Origin of the sequence: Spirosoma taeanense, assembly GCF_013127955.1 — a bacterium.
Lineage (GTDB): Bacteria > Bacteroidota > Bacteroidia > Cytophagales > Spirosomataceae > Spirosoma > Spirosoma taeanense.
In genome coordinates, this window is sequence record NZ_CP053435.1 from 215,479 (window position 1) to 241,213 (window position 25,735).

The window sequence follows — 25,735 nt, forward strand, 5'->3', positions numbered from 1 at the left end:
AGTGGTTAAAGAGTTTCGATGGCTAAGGTTGTCAAATTTATGGATGATTTGGCAAATCGAATAGCACTTTGCCCGGATCAGCTGGCCTACATTTGCTCTATAATCCGACTGAACCAACAACCAATACGCTTTTACCTGCTATGGATACGTTAGTGAGCAATGCTGTTTTGCGCCGGGAGTTGGACGCGCCGTTTGAGGTGAGCGCCGAAGCCATTGAGTTTTACCAGAAGAACGGCTACGTAAAGCTGAAAAACGTTCTAAGTCCCGAAGTGCTTGCCTATTACGGCGATATCATTACGGAACTAGTCTTTCGGCTAAATACGCTCATTAAGCCGATGGAAGAGCGCACGACCTACGAACGGGCGTTCCTACAAATCATGAACCTCTGGCGCGAAGACGACCGGGCGAAAGAGTTTGTCTTCTCAAAACGGCTCGCTAAAATCGCCACCGATCTGATGGGCGTTCAGGGCGTTCGGCTTTACCACGATCAGGCGCTGTATAAAGAACCATCGGGCGGCATTACGCCCTGGCATGCCGACCAGTTCTACTGGCCGCTGGCTACGCCCAAAACCGTTACAGTCTGGATTCCGCTGCAGGAAACGCCGATGGAGATGGGGCCGCTCGCCTTTGCCGAGGGCAGCCAGCATGTCGAAATTGGCCGCAACCTGGAGATCAGCGACGAAAGCGAGCAGTTGCTTTCCGAAGCGCTGCAGCGCGAAAACTTTCCGCTCAACGATACGCCGTTTGAACTGGGTGAAGTCAGTTTTCATGCGGGCTGGACCTTCCACCGGGCAGGCCCGAACGTATCAAGCCAACCCCGGAAGGTGATGACCATGATCTACATGGACAAGGACCAGACCATTACAAAGCCCCGGAACCGCTACCAGCAGGACGACTGGCAGACCTGGCTTGATAGCTTCCCGGTTGGGAGCAGACCCGAAAGCGAGAAAAACCCGGTTCTGTTCAGTTACTAACGTCCGGGGATCATAAAAAAGGCGAGTCGAATGGCTCGCCTGTTTTATTAGTGCTACGTCCGTCGGGCCGTAGTTGCCGGTTTTTTCGTGCTTTTGGCCGGGGCTTCGGTAGATGGTTTCTTGGTCATCGTAACGGGGTCCCAGTTCACAACTTTGTGCTCGAAATAGCTTTCGTTGCAGGCCAGCACGGGAGCGGCTGCTCGGAAACCAAAAACTGGATCTTCGATAGTGCCCTGACTGCCTGCGCGAACGTTCTTGAAGAAGTCCCCGAAATGCTTGGCGTGGGCATCGTCGTCTTTGGGGGCTTCAAACCTGACTTCCTTAACAGGTTCGGCCGTGCGGGTTTCGGGCGGGTACTTCGCGTCGTATTGCCGCACGAACTCCTGCTGCACGGGTTCGGTAAAGGTGAAGAAGCTGTCGTAGTTGCCGTAGCCTGGTGCAATGGGCAGTTTCTTCTTGGTCAGAATCAGATTATTCTCCGAAAACTCGATTTGTCCTTCGTTGCCGATGATCCGGGTTACGTCGTTGATTTTACCCGCATTGGCGAAGTTCACCCGCAGCACCATCTGGAATGCTTCGTGCTGATCGGTTTTGGGGTAATCCATGATGCTGGTCATTACGTCGGGTACGTCGCGACCGTCTTTCCAGTAGGCGAGGTTGCCCGATGAGAAAATCCGGTTTGGTCCCAGCGAGTTCGTGACGTAATGAACGCCCGTGATGAGGTGAACAAACAGGTCGCCGGCTACGCCCGTGCCGTAGTCCCGATAATTCCGCCACCGGAAAAACCGCTTGGCATCAAACGGCCGCTTGGGTGCGTCGCCCAGAAACCGATCCCAGTCCAGCGTGGTCGGTGAGGCATCGGGTGGAATAGAGTAGTTCCAGGCCCCAATGGCGTTGAAACGGTCGTTGTTGGACTCGATATAGTTGATCTGACCGATTTCGCCCGCCTGCACCATCCGTTTGGCTTCCTGGAACGCTGCGCTGCTGATCCGCTGACTGCCAACCTGCATGGTCTTGCCCGACTTCTTCCAGGCGTCGATGACCGCTTTGCCTTCGTTGATGTGCTGCACCATGGGCTTCTCGCAGTACACGTTCTTGCCTGCCTTCAGGGCCGCAATGGTGATGTGATCGTGCCAGTGATCGGGCGTTACGACCAGAACGGCGTCGACATCGGGCCGGACCAGAATCTCGCGGTAATCTCGGGTAGTGAACAGGGCTTTGTCCTGACCAAAAGCTGTTTTGGCGTGTTCAAGCCGACCGTCGTATAAATCGGCGACGGCTACCAACTCTACGTCGGGGTTGCGCAGAGCCGCCCGGGTGTCGTAGTTGCCCTGGATACCCATGCCGATGGTCGCAATCCGGATCTTGTCGTTCGGACTGACTTTCATCAGGTTGGGGATGTAGTTAAAACCGAGTGGTTTTGCCAGACTCTGGGTAGCGGCCAGGGCCGAAGCCGCCGACAGACTTTTTATAAAGAAACGTCGGTTGGATTGCATCAGACGAAGGGGGTTTGATATCCAGTAGCAAAAGCATTCAGGTCAGTAGATTTACCCTTATCTGCTTTTTGTGAACGTAAAACCTATTCTTTGCGCCGGTTTACAGCTATCTATCTGGCCATCTGACTAAACAAACTACGAACATGGTTCCTTTATTCTTCGCCCGGTTTCGGTGGGTAGGCGTCCTGCTGGTATTTTTTACTGCTGCGTCGTTTATGCCTGATCCAGGCACTGGACTGGCAACAGTCCGGAAGTCCGCCCGACGGTATCTCTACGTTGCCGCACCGGGCATACGAAACTATCTGGAATATGGTGGGCATGGGATTCTGATCTATGATATTGATAATGGCCACCGCTTCGTCCGGCGAATCCCAACGGCTGGCCTCGATAAAGAAGGCAAGCCGCTGAACGTAAAAGGTGTCGGCGTAAGTTTAGCCACCCAGTGCATTTACGTTAGTACAATCAGCTCGCTTCAATGTGTCGATCTGGTTACGGGCAAAATGCGATGGGAAAAAGAGTATGAGGGCGGCTGCGACCGGATGGCTATCTCGCCCGATGGAAAAACCATCTACCTGCCTTCATTCGAAAAAGAGCACTGGCACGTTGTGGATGCAATGACGGGGAATGTGCTGAAAAAAATTATAACCAATTCCGGCGCGCACAACACGCTATACGGTTTGGATGGGTCACAGGTGTATCTGGCCGGACTACGCTCCCCCTATATGACGGTAGTCGATACCCGCACTGGTTCGACGCATCAGGTTGGTCCGTTTAGTGCCAGCATCCGCCCCTTTACGGTCAATGGTCGGCAAACGCTTCTGTTTGCGAATGTTAACGAACTGCTGGGGTTTGAAGTGGGTGATCTGACAACTGGCAAGATGCTGCACCGGGTGGAGGTCGCCGGATTTCAGCGAGGGCCGGTGAAGCGGCATGGCTGCCCTAGCCACGGCATTGGCTTAACGCCGGACGAAAAAGAAATCTGGCTAGCCGATGCGACTAACCAGCGCGTCCATGTATTCGACGCGACGGTTATGCCGCCTAAACAGCTCGGCAATGTGGCGATGCGCGATCAGCCCGGCTGGATAACCTTCAGTCTGGATGGCCGTTATGCTTACCCTTCCACCGGCGAAGTAGTTGACGTAAAAACAAAGAAAATTGTAGCAACTCTTCAGGATGAGCAGGGCCGACCCGTGCAAAGCGAGAAAGTAGTTGAAATTCACTTCGATGGCCATACCCCCATTCGGGCAGGTGACCAGTTTGGCGTAGGCCGGGTAACTAAAGAAATAAGGTAACAGACTTAGCCCTGACCGCCAACATTTAGCGATCAGGGCTAAAGCCAGTCTACTTCTTTTCAAACTGAATAGCTACCCACTGCCGGTCGGTGGGAACCTTGTGGGTGGCATTCCAGACATACATGGCCTGTTCGAGTGCTACGTTCAACTGCCGTTTGGTTTGTCGGCGGGCGACGTTCAGGCAGCGGTTGATGGTTTCTTCGTAAATCAGTTCACTCCGACTGGTGTAAAAACGAACGGTGCACTGGCGGCTTTTGGCCGGTGTTTCGATTACCCAGAAACCATCCCGGGGTGTTACGGTATCGTTTTTGGTCTGGGCCTGCGAAGCGAATGACACTAAGGCAAAAAGGGCCGCCGTAATGGCGAAACGGAGTTTAGGAATTGCGCTCATCGGATCTGGTGTTTTGTAGACTCGTATTAGTCGTTTACTGAGTCAAAACTAGAAACAGGCGCAATGACTCGCTGGCAAACCGCCCGGCCGCAATTAGTTGAGGTCATCCAGCAGGTATCTGACAATCAGTATTGTTTATGATGAAAAAACGCTGACCAGCCATGAACCGCGTCGGCGGTTATCGAGACATGGCCTGTTCTGGTCCTTATTCATTCAGCCATGTTGCCGTAGCAGGCCAGAAATTGCCCATCGGCCGACTGTATCAGAAAGACGTCGGCCGAATCTTATAGGGCTGGAAATAAGATAGTCAGTTATTCTGACAAGCTTAATTGGTTAATCGGTCTCAACGTAATTCAGGTCTTTATGGAAGGTTTCTTCCATAAAGCTTAACGCTGCCAGCGACAGGACAATCGTTAAAAGCCCGACCCCCAGGGCGCTATTGAGCACGCCAAAATAGCTTTTGCCCAGCACAAACAGCGATGTTAGTGGAATGACCGCGCCCCGCACAAAGTTGGGAACCGTTGTGGCCACCGTGGCCCGTAAGTTGGTGCCAAATAGTTCGGCCGCGATGGTTACGAACAGGGCCCAGTAGCCGTTCGCAAAACCCAGAAAAACGCAGACCAGATAGAATGTGTCAATATCCTGTAAGGGTACCAGCAGATAAACCAGCACAAAGGCCAGCGACAGGAAAATAAAGCCCTCAATAGCCTTTTTCCGGCTTTTCAGGCGCTGGCTCAGTAAACCACTGGCTACATCGCCGAATACCTGCCCCGTAAACGACAGCATAACGGCCTTGCCTGCTACCACCGGTGCTGAAAGCCCCATTGCCTGCCCAAACTCCGGCGAGAACGTAATGAGAATACCAACCACGAACCAGATGGGGAGCCCAACCAGAATGCACTGCAGGTATTTCAACAGACGGGTTTTACTGGAGAACAGCATCAGCAGGTCGCCACGCTTTACCTGCCGCTCTTTTACGGTTTGAAAAATGCGCGATTCAAACACATTGACCCGCAGAATAAGCAAGAGCAGGCCCAGCCCACCACCAACGAAATACGAATTACGCCAGTCGAACAGGTCGGCAACAAAATAGGCCATAATCGCGCCCAGAACGCCCATGGTGGCAACAATGGTGGTGCCATAGCCACGTATCTGCTTCGGGAGCACTTCGGTCACTAACGTAACTCCGGCACCTAACTCTCCGGCCAGGCCCACGCCTGCCACAAACCGAAGCAGGGCGTACTGGCTCAGGTTGGTTATGAGCCCATTACCGATGTTAGCCAGCGAATAAATCAGAATCGAGCCGAACAGCACGGACAGGCGGCCCCGCTTATCGCCCAGAACGCCCCAGAAAATGCCGCCCAGCAGCATACCGGCCATCTGCATGTTCAGCAGCATGATCCCGTCGGGAAGGAGTCGGTCCGGAACCGTGCCTAAGGCTTTCAGGCTGGGCACCCGCACGACGCTGAATAGAAACAGGTCGTACATGTCCACTAAATAACCCAGCGCGGCTACCAGCACCGGAAGCTGCAACAACTGTTGGGCAAGACTCTGTTGCTCCGTTTTGGGGTGGTCGACCATCGGTGCAGGAATAAGTTTTATAGGGTCTGGAAATAAAATGCATCTGACCGTACCGATTTTAGTACGGTCAGATGATACGTAAAACAGGCGCTTATACGTGCTGAGGAACGGTGTACGGTGCGCGGTATTTGCGGCTCAGCATGGCGTTGGCTTCCGAGTCGCCCAGGAACTCTTCTTTCTTGGGGTCAAACTTCAGCGTCCGGCCTAAGCGATACGCGATATTGCCGAGATGCGCAATACCCGACGACAGGTGCGCGGTTTCGACGGGTCCGTTAAGTTTCGACTTATCACGCGCCCGAACGGCTTCGATGAAGTTCAGGTAATGATCGCCACCCGCGTGTCCGGCTGGTCCCGGTGTGCGTTCTTTGCCCAGGAAGGTTTTGTAGTCGTTGTAACCGTTGACGACCATATAGCCTTTATCGCCATAGAAGATGTTGCCGATTTCTACGCCGTCTTCTTTGTTGGTCATCCAGGGGCGAACTTCAAACTGAATCACCTTACCTTCTTTCGGGTATTTGTAGAAGGATGTCAGCGTTTCGGGCGTTTCCTTGCAGTCACTCCATAGGAACTTGCCGCCCGCTGACGTAATCTCTTCCGGCAGTCCAACGTCCAGTCCCCACATGCAGAGGTCGGTTTCGTGGATGCCCTGGTTACCAATATCGCCGTTGCCGTAATCCCAGAACCAGTGCCAATTGTAATGCACGTAGTTTTTGCTGAACTGCTTAGCCTGGGCCGGTCCCTGCCAGATGTCCCAGTTCAGTCCTTCCGGCACAGGCGAAGGACCCTGATTGCCGATGTCAGGCCGCCATTTGTAAACAATTCCCCGCGCCATATACACCTTGCCAATCAGGCCGTCGCGCAGGTGCTTGATAGCTTCCTGGATAGCCGTTGAGCTGCGCAACTGCACGCCGTGCTGAACGATACGCTTGTATTTGTTGGCGGCCTCCACCATTTTCCGGCCTTCGCGGAGGTTGTGCGAACCGGGTTTTTCAACGTACACATCTTTGCCGGCCTGACACGCCCAGATGGCCGCCAGCGAATGCCAGTGGTTGGGCGTAGCGATACTGACGGCGTCGATATTCTTGTCGTCGTAAACCTGGCGCAGGTCTTCAATCTGCTGCACCTTTCGACCGTACTTGGTTTCAAACTCACTCGCCCGCTTCGCCAGAATATTCTTATCGACGTCGCACAGAGTAACGACTTCAACATTCGGGAGTTTTGAGAAACCGGCGATATGGTCGGTGCCGCGCCCGTTTACGCCGATAACGGCTACCCGAACCCGGTCGTTTGCGCCAAAGGCGTGCGCGGGAATGATGGTTGGCATACTCAGCACCGCCAGCGAGCCGGTAGCGGCCGTTTTAAGAAATTTCCTGCGGGAATCGGATTGGTTGTTCATAGACGGTCATGGGATTTAGGAACTAATGCATCGGAAAGAAAAGGAGATCTAAAAAACTACTTTACTCATAACCTCGGCAGAGTCAATCCACCGTCAATTAGAATGACCTGGCCTGTTGAGTAGGGGAAGTCGCCACGAGCCAGCGCGGCTACGGCCCGGCCTACGTCGTCGGGATAGCCCCAGCGTTTCTGGACGCAAAGGCCATCGTCAATCAGCTTATCGTATTTACTGGTTACGCCCGCCGTCATATCGGTTCGGATAATTCCCGGCCGAACTTCATAGACCGGTATGTCAAATTCACCCAGCCGGGCCGCAAACAACTGTGTGGTCATGCTCAGCCCTGCTTTTGCTACGCAGTACTCTCCCCGGTTAACCGACGCAACCGTTGCTGATATGGACGACACATTGACGATGCAACCCGTAAAATCCGATTGCTCCGATTTCTGCTCAATCATCCAGTTGGCAGCAGCCTGGGTTAGAAAATAAGCTCCCTGCAGGTTGGTAGTCAGGACGTACTGAAAGCTTTCTTCCGTCGCTTCCAGAATGTCCCGCCGTTCTTTCGGAGCTACCCCCGCGTTATTGACCAGGACGTTCAACCGCCCGAAATGCGACCGGATGTTATCCAGCATCGTGCGTCGGGTTTCCGTTGAGGCCACGTCGCCCTGACAGTAAAGCACCTCGGCGCCCACGGTTCGCAAACTGTCCAGCGCTTCGCGGGCCGCTTCCTCCGGTCGTACGCCGTTGATTGCTAAATCAAATCCAGCTCTGGCGAGGTGTTCGGCAATGCCGTAGCCAATGCCGCGGCTGCCACCCGTGATGAACGCTACTTTTTTCATTACGTTTCGCTGTCCTTGATTGTCATTTACTTCGTCGAGCCGTTTGTAGTCATGAATTGTATGGCGATGAATGACTACAAATGACTACCCATAGCCAGGCCGGTATGACTAATTTTTTAACGCTTTTAACTCCTCCGCCTGGGGCAGTTTTTTGTAATCTGGGTCCAACGGGTAACACCCTGAAATAAGGCCGTTACGCGGAGCCGTCGTGCAATCCGAAAATGTACGGCAGAGCTGGTTACGGGTTAGAGGCTGACCCGCCAGCATATCGGCGGGCATCGTTGGATACGACAGCACCATCCGGCCAAAGCCCACGCTATCGGCCATACCCATCCGCAGCACGTACTGCGCTACATTGGGCAGCCACTCCTGCAGGTACGAATAGCCCGAGCCGATGATAACCAGTTCGGGAAACGCCTTTTTTAATTCGTGCGTTACGTCGAGTTGCCGCTTCACGCCCAGCAGAGGGTCTTCGGGCGGGAGATACCCATCCGAGGGCGGAAACAGGGCGGGACGCATCAGGTGCGGATTGTAGTAGGGACTGCCACCCGTAATGCACACCAATTGAATCCCCAGTGACTGAACGAGGTCAAGAACTGCCTTTGTCTCGGTTAGGTCAACGCCTAATCCGTTGGCTTGACCACCGAAGGCAAACGGGTATTGATCGGCGGGTTCGGGAATGCCGACCTCGTCGGGGCCTTTTTTAAACGGCAGAAAATCGAAGGCGCTCAAACGAATACCCATTTCCAGCCCCGGCGCGGCCTGCCGGATACCTTCTACAATGCTGCGCAGGTAGCGCGTGCGGTTTTCGAAACTACCGCCGTATTTGCCGGGTCGGTTGACCGCGCTCAGGAACTCGTGGCCGAGGTAGCCATGACAATGTTTAATATCGACAAAATCGAACCCGGCTTTCTGGGCCAGCACAGCTGCTTCGACGTAATGCTCAATAATTTGATCAATCTCGTCGTCGGTCAACGTGGGGTAGTCCGCATCCATCCCGAAGCGTTTGTTCAGAAACGGGTGACTATACAGAATCTTCGACTCGAACGCTTTGTGGCTGTGAGGTTTGCAGAACCGCCCTGAATGGGTCAGCTGCAGACCAATCAGCAGGTCGTCGGTGCGGCCAAATTTCTCGGTATGCTGGTCGAGAATGAGTTGGCGCAGGGCCACAAAATCATCGAACGTGTTGGTGTTCAGAACCAGTTGGTTAGGGTTCGCCTTACCCGAATGGCAAACCGCCACAGCTTCGCAGCCGAACAGCAGCTTGGCTCCGCTCACGGCGAATTTTGTCCACCGATTGCGCGTAAAGGATGAAGGACGCCCATCAGTTGTCCCGTCCCAGCCCTCCATGGGCAGAATACAGAGGCTGTTTCCGATTGCCTTCCCTGATTTCAGTTGGATTGACCGGTTGAAGGGACTATCGGCTGGCGGCAGCAGTGTTTCGTCGAATGGTAAACTAATGGCATTGGTTTGCAGATAATTCTGCAAATCAAGAGCTGTTTTTAGCTGGGCTATTCGGGGGTATCGGGGCTTATTTTTAGCGCTCATGAGGGCAGGGGCAATCAGGCGTTCCGGTGGGTTGATATTCCGCTGAAAAAAGCATAATACGGCTCGCCCTTACTGATACGCTGGAGGTAAAGGGCTACTTCGCGGGCGTGGTAGTCGCCCCACATACTCGACTCGCCATACGGGATTTTGCTGCCTGTGGGTACGTAATCCCATCCGTTGGGTCGGTGGTAAATCGAATGAAGAATCAACCCCTGGTGGCTCGGGTCAGTGCTGAGGTAGGGCTCATCGAAGAGGGCGTGCAGCACCGTCAAACCCGCCTGCCAGTAACGCTGTCCGGCTTCGGCTTCGCCTTTTTCGGTCAGGTATCTGCCCAGCCGAAGCAGGCCCTGCGCACCGATGGCGGCTGCTGAGCTGTCGACGGGTTCATGTTCATTATACGGATCGGCCGGGCGGTCGAGGTAATCGCCCAGTTTGTGCAGGTTGGGCGCACCCGTGTCCCAATACGGAATCCCGTTAGTGGGGGTGTATTCAATGTAAAAATCGCAGGTGGCACGGGCGGCTTTCAGCAGGAAGGCTTCTATCCGTTCGCGGCCGCCGAGGGGCTCCAGCTCACGGTCATCGAGCGTTGCCAGGTATTCCAGTTCTTCTGGGAAACCGCACATCGCCCAGGCCAGTCCGCGCGTCCAGGTTGTAAAGCCCGAATACCCCTGCTGCGAATTGGGGCACCGAAAGTTACCGTCTTTTACATTAAAGACGCTTTCGTGGGCGGTACGTCCCCAAAGATCATACGTATCGCGGCCCTCACCGTAAAAGATGGAGTAGTCGGCGGTGGCTTTCATGTGCAGAATGGCCCGTTCCAGCAGGCTGATCCGTGCGTCGCCTTCGGCCTGAAATACGTGTCCTAAGCTATGGCTCAGCACCAGTGCCCGGCAGGAACGAATGGTGTCGACAAAAAGCGAGTGCGGCCCATTGAACGAATGGATAAAGCCCGCATCGGTGTTCTGGTTGTTTTTAATGGCTGTCCAGCGGCTGGCCTGAACGGCTCCGGAGATTTTAAGGGCAAGTTCGTAGAAGTTACGCTCCTGCTCATTGAAAGGAAGTTTCCCCTCCATCATCAGCCGTAGCAGGTTCCCGTAGGTGCTGACGTTGTTGAAGCCGTGGTCGTGAACGCCGATATGGCTGACGTGCGGAGCCATCACCTCGACGGTCTTTTTGCGGCCCATATCGAGAAAATACGGATCGCCGGTAGCGTCAAATTGGAGAATGGCCGAGCCGTACTGAAAGCCCTGCGTCCATTCGGTCCAGCCGCGGGTGGTATATTGGCCCTGCACCGTAAACACAGGCGATCCTTTGGCCGTGTCGTACTGCTGATCAATCAGGCGTATTTTCTGGGCGGAAAGCTCCCAGAAACGGCTAAGTTTAGTTGAGAAGTCGGTGGGCTGTAGATCGTTGTTAATCTGAATCATTCGTCGGTTTGGAAGGAATACCCCGACAAAAGGAAAGGCTATCCATAACTTACTACGTTATGGACCAGCGATTTTATACGAATAAGCATACAGCCGGTTGCCTTATATAGACTTAATTAGAGACTCACGAAATTTCTTACTTTTACTGCCATGCTGTCCATCAAACTCATAGCGGCTGAATTTAAGTGCGAACTGCAGCAATTATATGGCGATCAGCTGGCAGGGCTGGTTCTGTTTGGGTCCTATGCACGGGGAAATAATCAAGTAGAGTCAGATGTCGATTTTGCAGTGGTGCTCAGGGACCCGAATACTCGCTCTACAGATGAGATAGTCAGACTCGTGCCAATCAGCACAGCGTTAAGCCTGAAATACGGTGTTATCGTATCCATATTGCCCGTATCAGAGAAAAAGCTATCTGCCTCTATGCAAGGCGTTTATCAGGAAATCAGACGAGAGGGTATTCTAGTATGAGTCGGTTATACGAAGCGTCTCAGGCGCTTGAACGGGCTGAAGAAACGCTTCAGGAATCTGCTTATAATTTAGAGGGCGGCTTCCCCGTAGTTACCGTTAACCGTGCGTATTATGCTGTTTTTTACTGCTTAACAGCATTACTTCATACAGAGGGGGTTTATACAAAACGGCACTCTGGCGCACACGGAAAATTTCACGAACTCTTCGTACGAACGAACCGGTTTCCGGCCGAAGCCGCACAATGGGCGCAGTTTGTTTTTCAACTCCGACAGGCAGGGGATTATGATTTAGAAGCTGATATTACCGATGAACAGGCACAACTGGCTTTAGCGTATGCCCGGCAATTCTTCACGTTAGCCCAGCAATACATAAATAATTTACTTTCTTCTCAATCCGAATGAGCACTTTTTCCCGACGCCAGTTTTTACGCTCGTCTGCCGTTGTTACTGGTAGCGCCCTGATGCCGGCGTTTCCAGCGTTGAAAGTGGTACAAAAACCTCTGCGGTTGGGTGGCCCTATTTTTCTTAAAAGCGACGATCCGTCCGAATTAGCCCGTGAACATCGGCGGTTGCGTTACAGTGCCGCTTACGTTCCGAACGTTGATCTCAAGGATACCCCGAAGATTGAAGCTATTCGGAAGGCGTTTACCGATCAGAACGTTCTGATTGCCGAGGTTGGTGCCTGGGTCAATATGCTGGATCAGGATGCTGAGAAGCGTCGCAAAAACATGGCTTATGTGACCGATCGGCTGGCTCTGGCCGAAGCCGTTGGGGCCTTAACCTGCGTCAATATTGCGGGCTCTTACAATCCCAAAAACTGGGACGGGCCGGATGCGCGAAACCTGTCGAAAGACTTTTTCGACGCTACAGTCGAGAATTGTCGGAACATAATCGATGCTGTAAAGCCGAAGCGGGCGAAATTCGCGCTGGAAATGATGGGCTGGAGTTTGCCCGATGGAGCAGACTCATATCTGAAATTCATCAAAGCCATTGATCGTCCGGCTTTCGGCGCTCACGTCGACATTGCCAACATCATCAACACGCCCGAACGTTACTATACCAATACGGCGCTGATCAACGACACGTTTCGCAAGCTGGGCCGGTGGATTGTGTCGTGTCACGCGAAAGATATTTACGGCAAGGATGGCCACTTTGCCGAAACCATGCCGGGTCGGGGCGGCATGGACTACGTAACATACATTCGTAACGTAACGGCCTTACCGCGCGAGGTGCCCTTATTGCTGGAGCACCTGCGCACGGCCGAGGAATATGACGAAGCGCGGCAGTTTGTTATTAGTAAAGCAGCAGAAGCTCAGATTCCGCTGGCATAGGTGCGTTCTGAATGGCCGAATTTGTCAAATTCAGCATTACTGCTTCTGTAAGCAGGGGATCTTTACCTGGAAATTAAAGAGGCTTGTTCAGCAAATGCGGGCGCTCGGCGGCTACCTTCAGCATGAGCTCACCGAAGAGCGTATTCGCCCACGCGAACCACTTCCGGGTGAATTTAGCCGGGTCGTCCTGATCGAAGGACTCGTGCATGAAGCCCGTTCCGGCATGGGTTTTCTTTAAGAAACGTAATTGAGCGAGAATTTCCTGATCGTCGGTCGAGGTCAGCGCCCGCATGATGATGCTCATTGGCCAGATGCTGCTGATCAACGTGTGCGGACTGCCAATACCTTCGGCGGCTTTCCCCTGAAAGAAGTATGGATTGTCGGGGCTTAACACAAACCGACGGGTGTTTTTGTAAACCGGATCGCTGGCTGGACAAACCCCCAGATAAGGCAACGCCAGCAGATTCGGTACGTTGGCGTCGTCCTGAAGCAGCCGATTCCCATAGCCGTCAATTTCCATTGCGTACATTCTGCCGTATTTGGGATGATTGATAATGGCATGTGCTTTCAGGGCCGTTTCGACTTCGCTGGCCAATGCCCGGCACTCGCTGGCAAACTGAGCTAGATCCATTCCTGCATTACCAGTGGGGGCAATCCTGTCAATCATGGTGGCCAGCTGCCGGAACGACACAACCGTAAACCAGTTCGATGGAACGTAGAACGGAAAGACCGTTGCGTCATCGGAGGGGCGGAAGATGCTATGGATTAAGCCAATTGGGCGAGTCGGGTTGCCATATCCATTACCCGGTACGGTATCCGTCGACCAGGCGGTTTCGCGGCCAAATTGGTAAGGACCCCGAGTTGTTTTACGTTGTTGCTGGCGACAGGTTTGCAGCGCCAGTTGCATCGCCTGTAGCCAGTCGGCATCAAACGGGCTGGTGTCGCCGGTAGTCTGCCAGTAGTGGTATGCCAGCCGGATGGGATAACAGAGCGAATCCAACTCCCATTTACGCTCGTGGATTCCCGGCTTCATATCGGTAAAGTCTTTTTTCCACTCGCCTTCCTTCGTCGGTTCTGCATAGAACGCATTCGCATAAGGGTCCCGGAGAATACACTGGGTTTGCCGTCGAATTACGCCCGCAATCAGTTGACGCAGTGCCGGGTCCTGCTTCGTTAGCGGCAGGTAAGGCCACACCTGCGCCGTACTGTCGCGCAGCCACATGGCGTCAATATCACCCGTGATGACGAACGTGTCGGGCTGAGCGTTGCTGTTCCTGAACTGAACAGTCGTGTCGAGAGTATTGGGAAAGCAGTTTTCAAACAGCCAGGCCAATTCCGGATCGCGGATGGTTTTGTGCATCCGTTCAATAGTCTGTTCAACGGCCGAACTGGTAAAATTACGCTGTCCGGCCGTCGTTCGAACGACTGGGAAATCCGTAGGGGCGGTTGCCCAACCCGACTGGCGACTCAACAGCAGGCTAACACCCGCCCCGGCTGACCGGGCTATAAAATGACGACGATTCATGGAAAGTATGCCGATGGTTAGTTGATGGTTACAGATTGCAGTGCCATCAAATGCTCGTTGTATAAGATGATAACCAGATTAGTAGTTTCGTTGACTTGAGCCCGGAAGTACGTAAAAAAGCAGGCTTTTCGCAATCAGGAGTTCCAGGCGATTATCGTCTGAGATTTGGTTATACGTATGGATTAGGCGTTGAAGACCGTAATAAAATAAGCCCGGTTTGGCCTGCCATCCCCAAAGATGCCATTCCGCCAAACCGGGCTTACTCGTAAAAGTCTTACTTAATACGTAATCCGCTGCACTTTGCCATCCATCAGGCTATTGATGTAATACGTATTGGCAGTGTGACCCATCACAATGGAGGTCGGCATGTTCAGGTTTTGCAACAGCGTAGTCGACTGACCACCCACCGATTGTGTCAGCTTACCCGTACCCGGCGTGGGCCCCTGCTGGCCAAATTCGGCTACGGTCAGGACAAGAGGCCGTTTGTCGGCACCAAGGACAATGTCGACCAGGCTCGTAAACCCTTCCTGATAAACGGATACGTTGCCGTTAAGGTCCAGTTGATAAATTCTGGCTTTACCTACCGGGAATGGGAAGCCGAACAGGGTTGATACCAGAAACTTCTGTCCATCAAAGACAATCCCTGTCGGTACGGCCTGAATGCCCGGAGGACCTACCGGCGTAGGGTTCGCAATGCCGGGAATTGTTGCAAATACGCTGAGATTGCCCGTTTTGCTCCGGCGAATAATGGCGTTAGCCGCTGCGTCCGCAATAAACATATCGCCGTCGGGGCCAAACGTCAGGTTATAGAGGTTCGACTCGCCGGTATCCTCGGCAAAATTGTAATCGAGCACAAACTTGCCAATTGGTTCGCTGTCCAGCTGCCCGGCCGTGAGCGGCTGATCGCCCGGTTTAAACGAGGCCACATTGGCTTTATAAAGCTTATCGTCGACGCCATGCAGAATGTACAGGATGCCGTCTTTATAAGCCAGATGGTTGAGCCCGTCGGGTGTGCCTTCGGGACTGACGGCAACCGAGAAGCCCGTAATGACCGGATAGATTTTGCCATCGGGAGTAATAACCGATACTTTGCCAGCGGCCACTTCCGTAACCCAGAGCTGGCCTTTTGGGTCAATGGCCATGCCCAGCGGGGCTGCCAGTCCGGTCGCGAAATCCTGCGTCTGCAACTGGCTGGTAGAGGTAAGCTCCCGGTGGTCCTGGCAGCTAAAGGCGAATAGAATAACTATCAGCGAAAGAATGTTGAGTGCTTTGATACGCATACGTGTAATGGTTTGAAAGAGGTTTTATGAGTATGCCAATTCCTTTATGGGAATTGGCTCAGCAAGCTACTGAGCATAGATGCAGGATGGCCGACCGTTAGAGTTAACGGTTGTCGTATAGATTATACGGTCTGAATAGCCCTGTACGAACCTGTTGAAATCTCGGTTCGTGTAAGCTGGTCAATGCTTTTGCGGAATGCGTCTGAAGGAGTTAATGCCTAAGCAGTAAAAACAGGGATTGGGCTTCTTCTCGCTGTATGAACTTAACGTCTACTTCTCGTCAGCAGTCCAGCGTTAACCGACTGCTTTTCATGCTCCTGCTAATCGGCGCGTTCGGGCTGGCCTTTCTGGAAGGCCGCGGCCAGAGTAACTCCATGAAGACCGGTACGGTCGAGCGAATTAAAGTCCACGGTAATAGCCTGGAGGGGAACCTGGCCGGCGATTCACCCGATCGGGACGTATCCATTTACCTGCCGCCCAGCTACCAGACCGATAAGAAGCGACGATACCCTGTCATTTATTTTCTGCACGGGTTTACCGACAGCGATGACAAGTGGTACGGCCTGACCAAACACTGGATTAATCTGCCCAACGTAGTGGATAAGGCACTGGCCGATGGCAAATCGCAGGAGTTTATTATCGTGACGCCCAATGCCTATAACCGCTACTTTGGGAGCATGTATTCCAACTCGGTAACCATTGGTAACTGGGAAGACTTCGTAGCAACCGAGCTGGTGAATTACGTAGACAGCCACTACCGAACGCTCCCGCAGGCTGCCAGCCGGGGACTGGCGGGGCATTCGATGGGTGGTTACGGTACGATCCGCATTGGGCAGAAGCACCCGGAAATCTTTTCCAGTCTGTATCTGCTGAGTCCCTGTTGCATGATGACCAGTCTAAACGGGCCGTCTAATCCGGAAGCCATAGCGCGCATGGAAAACGTAAAGACGGTTGCCGATCTGGAAAAAGCGGATTTTGGGACAAAAGCTGCCTTTGCTTCAGCGGCTGCCTGGTCGCCTGACCCGACCAAAGCGCCGTTCTTTCTGGAACTGCCCGTGCAGGAGGGCAAACCGCAATCTATGGTGCTGGCTAAATGGACGGCCAATGCACCCTTGGCAACGCTCGATCAGCACATTGACCAGATCAAACAGTTACGTGCCCTGGCGTTCGATGCTGGCTCAAAAGACGTGAGTATAGCCACCAATAATAAAATTCTGGATAAATTCCTGACAACGTATAGCATCCCGCATACGTATGAAGAATACGACGGCGATCACATCAACCGGATCGGCGAGCGTATTGCGGAGAAGATGCTGCCGTTCTTCACGACAAATCTGTCCTTCGAGCGGAGCCGAACGGCTAAAAAACGCTGATTGATTAACCAGTACGGCCTACGGTCGTTTGTGTAGCTAAACCCATATCGGTTGTAGCGGGTTAATTCAGCAATGCTCATTTACCAGCTTCCGGTTGTTGATCATAATGAGTGCCGGTTCGAATTTAATCAGCAAGAAAATGCTAACCGTAAAACGAATCCATCAGGCCGAGTATTCACCCATCAGTGACCTGATTACATACCGGGCGCTGCCCACCCGTTCCATCGATTACGTTGACCCGTTTTTGTTTCTGAACCACCATGGTCCTCAGGTGTACCAGACCTGCAACAATGGGCTGCCGTTTGGGCCGCATCCGCACCGGGGTATGGAAACGGTAACGTTTATTCTGGACGGCGACATCGCGCATAAAGACAGCAGCGGCCACGATAGCGTAATTACAGCGGGTGGCGTACAATGGATGACAGCGGGCCGGGGCCTTATTCATGCCGAAGTGTCGTCGGATGACTTTAAAGAAACCGGCGGCAAACTGGAGATTCTGCAGCTCTGGCTAAACCTGCCCGCGCGGCTGAAAATGACCGAGCCTTTTTATAAGGGTCTTCAGAAAGAAGATATTCCCAGCCTGACTCTCGATGAAGGTAAGGTAACCGTCAACCTGATCTCCGGCTTCTGGGACGGGCATACATCCGCTTTTGCGTCGCAGACGGGCGTACATCTGAACACCATTTATTTCAAACCCGGAGGAAAGGTAACGGTAACGATTCCACAGGATCACACGGTTTTCTTTTACGTTATCAAAGGTAAAATCAACGCAAACGGTGTGGACGTAGAGTCCCTGAAGCTGGCCGAGTTCAACCATGAAGGCGGAGACCTGGCAATGTCGGCTCAAGAAGACAGCATCCTGCTGTTCGGTCACGCAAAACCGCTGAACGAACCCGTAGTGTCGCAGGGACCGTTTGTGATGAATACCCAGCAGGAAATTGCCGAAGCCTATGACGATTATCGGCGGGGGAAATTCGGGAGCTGGGGTCACTAAATCGTTACGTCAGCACCGTAAAATCAGAAAAGCCGCTTCAAATCGCTGAAGCGGCTTTTCTGATTAACGCGTATCTATTTTTATCCCGCCCAGTTTTCCCGGTCGAGACTCCGGTACTGAATGGCTTCGGCAAGGTGCTCAATTCGGATTTCCTCGGTTCCGGCCAGGTCGGCAATCGTGCGCGACACTTTCAGAATCCGGTCGTAAGCGCGGGCCGATAGCCCGAGTCGCTCCATCGCTGTTTTGAGTAAGGCCCGACCCGCGTCGCCGATCTGACAAACTTCCTTGACCAATTGCGAGGGCATCATTGCGTTGGAGTAAATTCCATTCTGCCCCTCAAATCGCGCCGTCTGTATATCCCGTGCCCGAATGACCCGCTCACGAATCGTCTCGCTGGGTTCGGCCGGGCGGTTGGCGGTCATCTGATCGAACGAAACAGGCGTTACTTCAACGTGCAGATCAATCCGGTCGAGCAGCGGCCCGCTGATTTTGGCGAGGTATTTCTGCACTACGCCCGGCCCGCAGACGCACTCTTTGTCGGGATGATTGTAATACCCGCAGGGGCAGGGATTCATGCTGGCAATCAGCATAAACGAAGCCGGAAACTCCACCGCCCATTTGGCCCGTGAAATACTCACCCTCCGGTCTTCGAGTGGCTGGCGCATCACTTCCAGCGCCGAGCGTTTAAACTCCGGTAATTCATCCAGAAACAAAACGCCGTTATGAGCCAGCGAGATTTCTCCCGGCTGCGGGAAGCTGCCCCCGCCAACCAGAGCCGCGTCGGAGATGGTATGGTGCGGAGCCCGGTAGGGCCGCGTCGCAATCAGATTGGCGCGGGAGCCAAGTTTGCCCGCTACGGAGTGAATTTTGGTCGTTTCGAGAGCTTCCTGTAAGGTCAGGGGCGGCAGGATACTCGGCAAGCGTTTGGCCAGCATGGTTTTACCCGCGCCCGGCGGACCAATCATAATGACGTTATGACCACCGGCAGCCGCAATCTCCATGGCTCGCTTGATGTTTTCCTGTCCCTGTACGTGCGAGAAATCGACTTCGTAGGCATTGATCTGGTTCAGGAACAGGTCGCGGGTGTCGGTCACCAGGGGGTCAATGTCTTTCTTCCCCTCAAAGAATTCAGCCGCGTCCTGCATCGTTTCGACGCCAATGATGTCCAGATTGTTAACAATGGCCGCTTCCTGGGCGTTTTCGGCGGGTAAAACGAAGCCTTTGTAACCCCGTTTTCGAGCTTCAATAGCAATGGGCAAAACGCCCTTAATGGGCCGCAGCCGTCCGTCCAGCGACAATTCGCCCATGATTACGTAATCTTCCAGATTGCGCTTCGGACTAATCTGTTCGGACGATTGGAGAATACACAGACCAATGGGCAGATCGTAGGCCGAACCTTCTTTTCGAATATCGGCGGGGGCGAGGTTGACGACAATCTTCTGGCGGGGCATTCGGTAGCCGAGGTGCTTGAGCGAGGCTTCGACCCGCTGTTCGCTTTCCTTCACGGCGCTGTCGGGCAGACCGACCATGAAGAAATGAAGTCCCTGTCCAACGGTTACTTCAATGGTAATAATCGTCGCGTTGACGCCGTAAACGGCCGCGCCGAAAGTTTTAGCTAACATTCTGAGTTACGGTAGATGGGTAAATAGTGGTAATCTCAAAACTACGGAACGGCCGGGCAACAAAAAAACGGCCAGAATCAAATCTTCTCCGCAATCCGCAGTTTGGCGCTTCGGGCACGGGGGTTCCGGGCAATCTCGTCGGGAGTGGCTTCAATGGGCTTGCGCGTTACGGACCGTAAGGGCTTGATTTCATTGCCAAACAAGTCTTTTTCAACCTCGCCCTGAAATTTACCTTTGTTGATAAAGTTTTTGACCAGCCGGTCTTCAAGGGAGTGATACGACATGACCACCAGCCGCCCGCCCGGTTTCAGGACGTCGGGAACCTGCTCCAGAAACTCTTCCAGCGCCTGCAATTCCTCGTTGACTTCGATACGTAACGCCTGAAATACCTGAGCGAAATACTTATTCTCTTTACCGCGGGGAGCGTAACGCTGCAGAGCGGCCTTCAAGTCATTAACGGTCTTCAGAGGCCGGTTGGACCGGGCCGAAATGATGGCGCCGGCAGCGGTGCGGGCATTCGTAATCTCGCCATACATCCCCAGTATCCGGTGCAGATCGGCCTCGCTGTATTCATTGACGACCTGCCGGGCTGTTTTGTCGGCCTGCTGGTTCATGCGCATATCCAGATCGGCATCGTAGCGGGTTGAAAAGCCGCGCGCGGGCGTATCAATCTGGTGCGACGAAATACCCAGATCGGCCAGAATACCGTCGACCTGCTCCGCTTTGTAGAGCCGCAGGTAGCGCTTCAGGTTGCGGAAGTTCGAGGCTACAAACGTTAGTCGTGGGTCGTTGATGGCCTGAGCGTTGGCGCGGGCGTCGGCATCCTGATCAAAACCGAAAAGCCGTCCGCCCTCCAGTTGATTCAGAATTGCGCGGCTATGACCGCCCCCACCAAATGTAATATCTACGTAGGTGCCTCCGGGCTGCAGATTCAGGCCATCAATGCAGGGCTGTAGTAAAACCGGCTCGTGATAATTTGTTGTCATTATTTGTCAGTCATAGTCATGAAACAGCCATTTGGTTATGAACGGAAATGGCCGTTTCATCCCGTAGTTATTATTGAACCAACCCTTCGGGGCCATGGTTACCACCATGTCTTTAAAAACATGATGAAACGGTTTTTTTCATTCGCAGCCATTACGCTGCTGTTTGCTCTCACGGCCTGCTCGGGCCAATCAGCTTCAACTAGTGTTCCGCCAGGTCAGTACCGGGCCGTATTGAAAACGCGTGGGGGCGATTTACCATTCGGGCTGGATATTCAACCTGCCGCAAACGATCCAAAAACCTATTCGGTCTTTGCCCTGAACGCCAATGAGCGCTTGCGTATGGACCCGGCAACCATGCAGGGTGACTCCATTCGCATTCCGATGGCTTTGTTCGAGTCAGAGCTGGTTGCAAAGATAGAAGGTAATACGCTGCGGGGCATCTGGCGTCGGCGTCGGGTAGCTGAACAAGTACAAACCTTACCCTTCGAGGCCACAAAAGGATATTCTTACCGATTTGTTCCCGAGGCAAAAACTACTACGTCGCTAACGGGCAAGTGGGCAACCGATTTCGGCAGCCGGACTGGACGTGTCGATACGGTCAATGCGGTCGGCGTGTTTGAGCAGAAAGACAACCGCGTGACCGGTACGTTCCTGACCCCTACCGGCGATTACCGGTATCTGGATGGCAATGTTGCCGGCGATAGTTTATTTCTGTCCTGCTTTGACGGGTCGCACCTGTATCTGTTCAAAGCCAGATACAATCAGGCCAATAAAACGCTCGTTGGCGGCCACTGGTCAGGCGTAACGGGTTACGATCCGTGGGTAGCCCGTTTCGATCCGAAGGCCGAACTGCCCGATCCCGCCAGTCTGACGTTCTTGAAACCCGGTGCAAAAACGCTCAATTTCTCGTTCCCGGAGCCCAATGGCAATCGGGTTTCGCTGACGGACCCTCGCTTTAAGGACAAGGTTACGGTGGTACAGCTTCTTGGCTCCTGGTGCCCGAACTGCATGGACGAAACCAATTTTCTGAGTCCCTGGTACAAACGTAACCGGCAGCGGGGCGTAGAGATTGTGGGACTGGCCTTCGAACGATCGGCCGATATGGCCGTGTCGGGTCCAAAGATCGAACGCATGAAGCAACGGTTCCAGATTGATTACCCGATTGTGCTGGCTGGCACGAATGATAAAGCGCAGGCCTCAAAAGCGTTGCCGGATCTGAACGCCGTTTTGGCCTTCCCGACCACGTTGATCATCGACAAAAAAGGGCAGGTACGGCACATACATACCGGCTTCAGCGGTCCCGGCACCGGTAAATTCTTTGACCAGTACGTAGAAGACTTCAACCGGTTAATTGATAAATTAGTGGCTGAATAAAATGGTATGCACGCATACTATTTCCAAAAAAATAGTAGATTTACACGTCTAAGTTGGACAGAGCGACATCTACTATGAAAAAAGAAAAAACCGTCGACTTTCATATAAAGTGGGGCTGGCATGCCATTTCGCGCATGTATAACGCTTATGCTGCCCGATTTGGCATTACGATGGCCATTGGGTATGTATTGCTCAATATTGATCTGGACGAAGGCACCCCCGCCACCAAGATTGGCCCGCTGCTGGGTATGGAGCCGCGTTCGCTGGTCCGGATGCTCAAAAGCCTGGAAGAACGGGGCCTGATTCGGCGGGAAGTTGACGGACAGGATAAACGGTTTGTCCGGATCTACCTCACCGACGAAGGCAAAGCCAAACGGGAAATGGCTCGAGAAGGCGTAATCCAGTTCAATAACATGATCCGGGAAAAGATTCCGCTCGATAAGCTGGTTGTTTTTTTTGACGTAATAAAAGACATCAACCGACTGGTTGAAGAGGAAAACGCCAAAATCAAGGCTGCCGAACACGAAGAATTGCCCTTAGACTAACCAATCCCAACCTATAAAATTGTCGCTTGCATCGGGAGGGAGGAAGTTGACGAAGACACATAGAACCGCTGTTGACTTCTTTCTTCCACCTGTTAGCGACCTGTTTTTATTTATGGAAGCAACCCTGGAAAAGCCTAAAACACAAACGAAAAATCGTCTTATTCGGCGCGTAGCCGTGTTAGGGTCCGGTATTATGGGGTCGCGGATTGCGGCTCATTTTGCCAACATTGGCGTAGACGTTCTCCTGCTCGACATCATTCCAAAAGAGCCGAATGGGGCCGAACTAGCCAAAGGTTTGACAACCGACAGCCCGGCCGTTCGGAACCGGATCGTCAGCGACGCGTTCCAGACGATGCTGAAAGCTAGCCCGGCCTCTTTATACAGCCCAAAATTCGCCCAACGGATCAAACTCGGCAACTTCGAGGACAACCTCAAAGATATTGCTGGCTATGACTGGGTCATTGAGGTTGTTGTGGAGCGGCTCGATATTAAACGGTCGATCTATGAGCGCGTAGAACAGTTCCGTAAACCCGGTACGCTGATTACGTCAAATACGTCCGGTATCCCGATGCAACTGCTCACCGAGGGGCGCTCGGAAGATTTTCGCCGGAATTTTGCCGGAACCCACTTCTTTAACCCACCCCGGTATCTGCGTCTGCTCGAAATCATTCCCGGTCCCGAAACCGATCCGGCCGTGGTGGATTTTCTGATGAACTACGGTGATCTGTACCTCGGCAAAACGACCGTTCTCTGCAAAGACACGCCCGGATTCATTGCCAACCGGCTCGGTATTCAGTCGCTGATCCAGACTATCCGGGTGGCCGAAGACATGGGCCTGACGGTGGAAGAAGTGGATAAGCTCACTGGTCCAGTTGTTGGGCGCCCCAAGTCCGGAACCTTTCGGCTCTCGGACGTCGTCGGTCTGGATACGACCGTCAATGTCGCGGGTAACCTCGCTAAGATGGAACACGACGAATCGCGGGCGTCGTTTGAGTTGCCGCAGTCGGTGCAGAAACTGATGGAGAATAAGTGGCTGGGCGACAAAACCGGGCAGGGGTACTACAAGAAGACGAAAGACGAAAAAGGGCAGACGCAAATTCTGGCGCTGGACCTGAAAACGTTTGACTATAAACCTTCGCAAAAGGTGCGGTTCACGACGCTGGATAGCACCAAGGCGATTGAGAATCTGAAAAAACGTTTCCCAGTCCTGCTGGCTGGTCAGGACAAAGCCGGTGAGTTTTACCGGCGGACGTTTGCCGATGGATTCCGTTACGCCACCAACCGCATACCCGAAATTTCCGACGAGCTGTACCGGATCGACGCTGCCATTACGGCCGGTTTCGGCTGGCAGTTAGGCCTGTTTGAAACCTGGGACGCAATCGGTGTTCGGAAGGGTGTCGAGATCATCCAGGCTCAGGGCCAGCAGCCCGCCCAGTGGGTTTACGACATGCTGGAGGCTGGTATTGATCAGTTTTATAAAGTTGAGCGCGGCCGACGCTACTACTACGATATTCCAACGAAAAGCTACAAAGCCATTCCGGGCGTCGAAGAGTTTATCATCCTGGAAAACCTGAGCAATAATATTGTCTGGAAAAATGCTGGTACAACGGTATACGATCTGGGCGACGGCATTCTGAACCTGGAGTTCCGGACCAAGATGAACACCTTCGGCACGGAGGTGAGCGAAGGCATTACCAAAGCCCTGAATCTGGCCGAAAAAGATTTTCGAGGGCTGGTAATCGGTAACGATTCGACGGAAGCGTTTTCGGCGGGAGCGAACCTCGCCACGCTGTTCATGTTCGCCGTTGAGCAGGAGTTCGACGAAATCAACCTGATGATCGCGCAATTCCAGTCCCGGATGATGCGCCTGCGGTATTCGTCGGTTCCGGTCGTCGTGGCTCCGCATACGCTTACGCTGGGCGGTGGCTGCGAGGCCGTTCTGCACGCCGACCGGGCCGTAGCGCACGCTGAAAGCTACATGGGACTGGTGGAGGTTGGCGTTGGACTGATTCCGGCCGGGGGTGGCACGAAAGAGATGGCCGCCCGTGCATCGGATTTGTACCAGACGGGTGACCCGGAGTTGAATATACTGCAAAACGTATTCATGAACATCGCTACAGCGAAGGTATCGACTTCAGCGCAGGAGGCCCGCGAGATGAACTATCTGCGTCCAACCGATCAGATCGTGCTGAACCGCAGCCGACTGATTGCCGAAGCTAAACAGGCCGCCATCGAACTGGCCGACAACGGGTACACGCAGCCGAAGCAGCGCACCGACATTAAAGTGCAGGGTAAAACTGGAATTGCCCTGTTCAAAGCCGGTCTGACGGCAATGCGCATGGGCCGCTACATCTCCGACCATGACATGAAAATTGCCGACAAGCTGGCTTACGTCATCTGTGGGGGAGACTTGAGCGCTCCGCAGCTGGTTTCGGAGCCGTACTTACTTGATCTGGAGCGCGAAGCCTTCCTATCGTTATCGGGCGAGAAGAAAACACTGGAACGAATCCAGAGTTTACTGGCGGGCGGAAAGCCAGTACGCAACTAATATGTGGTTTAAAATGAATCAGCCGGTCGATAGGGTATCGACCGGCTGATTCATTTTAAACTTTTTCGGCCCGTCGTTCGCGTCGAGCGTTAAGGTAACCGCGAACCACGGTAAAGGTAGTGATACCCAAAAAAAAGATGATGATCCAGTGGACGTAGTTGATGATCCACGGAAACCGTTCACCAAAATAGAAGCCGCCCCCAACCAGGGTCATTACCCAGATAAATCCGCCGATAATATTATACAGCATAAAGAAGCGGAAGTTCATGTGAATCAGGCCCGCCAGAATTGGGGCAAACGTGCGAACAATGGGCAGAAACCGGGCAACAATCAAAGCGCTGGTGCCATACTTGGCAAAGGCGATTCGGGTGTTTTCAATGTATTTCTTCTTGAAAAAGAGCGAGTCCGGCCGATTCTGTAACCGGCCACCGGCGTAGAAACCGGTCAGATAGCCGGTCAGTGATCCCAGAACGGCCGCGCTGAAGATGCACACCAGCAACAACCATAGCGGTACGTTGAGCAGCTTCGTTCCGGCAAATACGCCTGACAAGAACAAGAGGTAATCGCCCGGCAGGAAAAAACCGAAGAAAACTCCATTCTCAACGAAGATGATGAGCGTAATGAGAACCAGGCCGCCCGTGCGGATTATCTCCTCCGAGTCAAGCAGGTACTGAAAAAAGTTAATGATCTGCTCCATAATTCAAGAAGCAAAAGAATGAATGAGTAAAAGAGTGGCCTTTATCCAT

General features: G+C 53.2%; 22 protein-coding genes. 10 read left to right on the top strand and 12 right to left on the bottom strand.

Going from position 1 to position 25,735, the window contains the following annotated elements; translation table 11 throughout:
• Positions 1-140 precede the first annotated feature (140 nt).
• Positions 141-974 carry a phytanoyl-CoA dioxygenase family protein gene (locus HNV11_RS00960; protein WP_171737873.1) on the top strand — a complete coding sequence of 278 codons (834 nt, stop codon included), beginning with the start codon at positions 141-143 and terminating at the stop codon, positions 972-974.
• 53 nt (positions 975-1,027) lie between these two features.
• Here the strand turns inward: HNV11_RS00960 and HNV11_RS00965 are convergent, their stop codons facing one another.
• Positions 1,028-2,470: a Gfo/Idh/MocA family protein gene (locus HNV11_RS00965; RefSeq protein WP_171737874.1), complete on the bottom strand. Its 1,443-nt coding sequence runs from the start codon at positions 2,468-2,470 to the stop codon at positions 1,028-1,030.
• Positions 2,471-2,613: 143 nt separating this feature from the next.
• Here HNV11_RS00965 and HNV11_RS00970 point away from each other — a divergent pair, with 143 nt between their 5' ends.
• A complete protein-coding gene (locus HNV11_RS00970; protein ID WP_317168040.1) occupies positions 2,614-3,762 on the top strand; it encodes a YncE family protein in 1,149 nt (382 codons plus the stop codon).
• 49 nt (positions 3,763-3,811) lie between these two features.
• Here HNV11_RS00970 and HNV11_RS00975 read toward each other — a convergent pair whose 3' ends face one another.
• The 6 genes from HNV11_RS00975 to HNV11_RS01000 form a co-directional block, all read right to left on the bottom strand.
• On the bottom strand, positions 3,812-4,153 hold the full coding sequence (locus tag HNV11_RS00975) for a hypothetical protein (RefSeq protein ID WP_171737875.1): 342 nt from the start codon (positions 4,151-4,153) through the stop codon (positions 3,812-3,814).
• Between the two features lie 333 nt (positions 4,154-4,486).
• A complete protein-coding gene (locus tag HNV11_RS00980) occupies positions 4,487-5,734 on the bottom strand; it encodes an MFS transporter (protein ID WP_171737876.1) in 1,248 nt (415 codons plus the stop codon).
• Between the two features lie 91 nt (positions 5,735-5,825).
• Positions 5,826-7,130 (bottom strand): Gfo/Idh/MocA family protein, encoded by a 1,305-nt coding sequence (locus HNV11_RS00985; protein WP_171737877.1) that lies wholly within the window; start codon positions 7,128-7,130, stop codon positions 5,826-5,828.
• A 65-nt stretch (positions 7,131-7,195) separates the two neighbouring features.
• Positions 7,196-7,966: a 3-ketoacyl-ACP reductase gene (locus HNV11_RS00990; protein ID WP_171737878.1), complete on the bottom strand. Its 771-nt coding sequence runs from the start codon at positions 7,964-7,966 to the stop codon at positions 7,196-7,198.
• Between the two features lie 108 nt (positions 7,967-8,074).
• A complete protein-coding gene (locus HNV11_RS00995; protein ID WP_171737879.1) occupies positions 8,075-9,514 on the bottom strand; it encodes an oxidoreductase in 1,440 nt (479 codons plus the stop codon).
• A 14-nt stretch (positions 9,515-9,528) separates the two neighbouring features.
• The gene (locus HNV11_RS01000) at positions 9,529-10,941 is read right to left on the bottom strand and encodes a glycoside hydrolase family 88 protein (protein ID WP_171737880.1); all 1,413 of its coding nucleotides are present in this window, start codon (positions 10,939-10,941) and stop codon (positions 9,529-9,531) included.
• Between the two features lie 150 nt (positions 10,942-11,091).
• Between HNV11_RS01000 and HNV11_RS01005 the strand changes: the two genes are divergently transcribed.
• The 3 genes from HNV11_RS01005 to HNV11_RS01015 are packed head-to-tail and all read left to right on the top strand — an operon-like array spanning position 11,092 to position 12,742.
• Positions 11,092-11,412, top strand: a complete 321-nt coding sequence (locus tag HNV11_RS01005) for a nucleotidyltransferase family protein (protein WP_171737881.1) — start codon at positions 11,092-11,094, stop codon at positions 11,410-11,412.
• Positions 11,409-11,813, top strand: a complete 405-nt coding sequence (locus HNV11_RS01010; RefSeq protein ID WP_171737882.1) for a HEPN domain-containing protein — start codon at positions 11,409-11,411, stop codon at positions 11,811-11,813. The genes HNV11_RS01005 and HNV11_RS01010 overlap by 4 nt, the downstream gene beginning before the upstream one ends.
• On the top strand, positions 11,810-12,742 hold the full coding sequence (locus HNV11_RS01015) for a sugar phosphate isomerase/epimerase family protein (protein WP_171737883.1): 933 nt from the start codon (positions 11,810-11,812) through the stop codon (positions 12,740-12,742). Before HNV11_RS01010 ends, HNV11_RS01015 begins: the two co-directional genes overlap by 4 nt.
• Positions 12,743-12,815: 73 nt before the next feature.
• Here the strand turns inward: HNV11_RS01015 and HNV11_RS01020 are convergent, their stop codons facing one another.
• Both HNV11_RS01020 and HNV11_RS01025 read right to left on the bottom strand, forming a co-directional pair.
• Positions 12,816-14,267, bottom strand: a complete 1,452-nt coding sequence (locus HNV11_RS01020; protein WP_171737884.1) for a glycoside hydrolase family 125 protein — start codon at positions 14,265-14,267, stop codon at positions 12,816-12,818.
• Positions 14,268-14,545: 278 nt separating this feature from the next.
• A complete protein-coding gene (locus tag HNV11_RS01025) occupies positions 14,546-15,547 on the bottom strand; it encodes a ScyD/ScyE family protein (RefSeq protein ID WP_171737885.1) in 1,002 nt (333 codons plus the stop codon).
• A gap of 311 nt (positions 15,548-15,858) precedes the next feature.
• On the opposite strand from HNV11_RS01025, the gene HNV11_RS01030 reads away from it, so the two are divergent.
• Positions 15,859-16,920: an alpha/beta hydrolase gene (locus HNV11_RS01030; RefSeq protein ID WP_240163676.1), complete on the top strand. Its 1,062-nt coding sequence runs from the start codon at positions 15,859-15,861 to the stop codon at positions 16,918-16,920.
• 139 nt (positions 16,921-17,059) lie between these two features.
• Positions 17,060-17,914 (top strand): pirin family protein, encoded by an 855-nt coding sequence (locus tag HNV11_RS01035; protein WP_171737887.1) that lies wholly within the window; start codon positions 17,060-17,062, stop codon positions 17,912-17,914.
• Between the two features lie 80 nt (positions 17,915-17,994).
• On the opposite strand, the gene HNV11_RS01040 is transcribed toward HNV11_RS01035, so the two are convergent.
• Together HNV11_RS01040 and rsmH are read right to left on the bottom strand one after the other, a co-directional pair.
• Positions 17,995-19,536, bottom strand: a complete 1,542-nt coding sequence (locus HNV11_RS01040) for a YifB family Mg chelatase-like AAA ATPase (RefSeq protein WP_171737888.1) — start codon at positions 19,534-19,536, stop codon at positions 17,995-17,997.
• A gap of 77 nt (positions 19,537-19,613) precedes the next feature.
• A complete protein-coding gene (gene rsmH, locus HNV11_RS01045; protein WP_171737889.1) occupies positions 19,614-20,522 on the bottom strand; it encodes a 16S rRNA (cytosine(1402)-N(4))-methyltransferase RsmH in 909 nt (302 codons plus the stop codon).
• A 123-nt stretch (positions 20,523-20,645) separates the two neighbouring features.
• Between rsmH and HNV11_RS01050 the strand changes: the two genes are divergently transcribed.
• The 3 genes from HNV11_RS01050 (at position 20,646) to HNV11_RS01060 (ending at position 24,989) form a co-directional block, all read left to right on the top strand.
• Complete coding sequence (locus tag HNV11_RS01050; protein WP_171742018.1) at positions 20,646-21,896, top strand: peroxiredoxin family protein; 1,251 nt, start codon at positions 20,646-20,648, stop codon at positions 21,894-21,896.
• 74 nt (positions 21,897-21,970) lie between these two features.
• Positions 21,971-22,441, top strand: coding sequence for a MarR family winged helix-turn-helix transcriptional regulator (locus tag HNV11_RS01055; RefSeq protein ID WP_171737890.1), 471 nt, complete (start codon positions 21,971-21,973; stop codon positions 22,439-22,441).
• A 112-nt stretch (positions 22,442-22,553) separates the two neighbouring features.
• Positions 22,554-24,989 carry a 3-hydroxyacyl-CoA dehydrogenase/enoyl-CoA hydratase family protein gene (locus HNV11_RS01060; RefSeq protein WP_171737891.1) on the top strand — a complete coding sequence of 812 codons (2,436 nt, stop codon included), beginning with the start codon at positions 22,554-22,556 and terminating at the stop codon, positions 24,987-24,989.
• Between the two features lie 55 nt (positions 24,990-25,044).
• Here HNV11_RS01060 and HNV11_RS01065 read toward each other — a convergent pair whose 3' ends face one another.
• Positions 25,045-25,686 (bottom strand): DedA family protein, encoded by a 642-nt coding sequence (locus tag HNV11_RS01065; RefSeq protein WP_171737892.1) that lies wholly within the window; start codon positions 25,684-25,686, stop codon positions 25,045-25,047.
• Between the last annotated feature and the right edge of the window lie 49 nt (positions 25,687-25,735).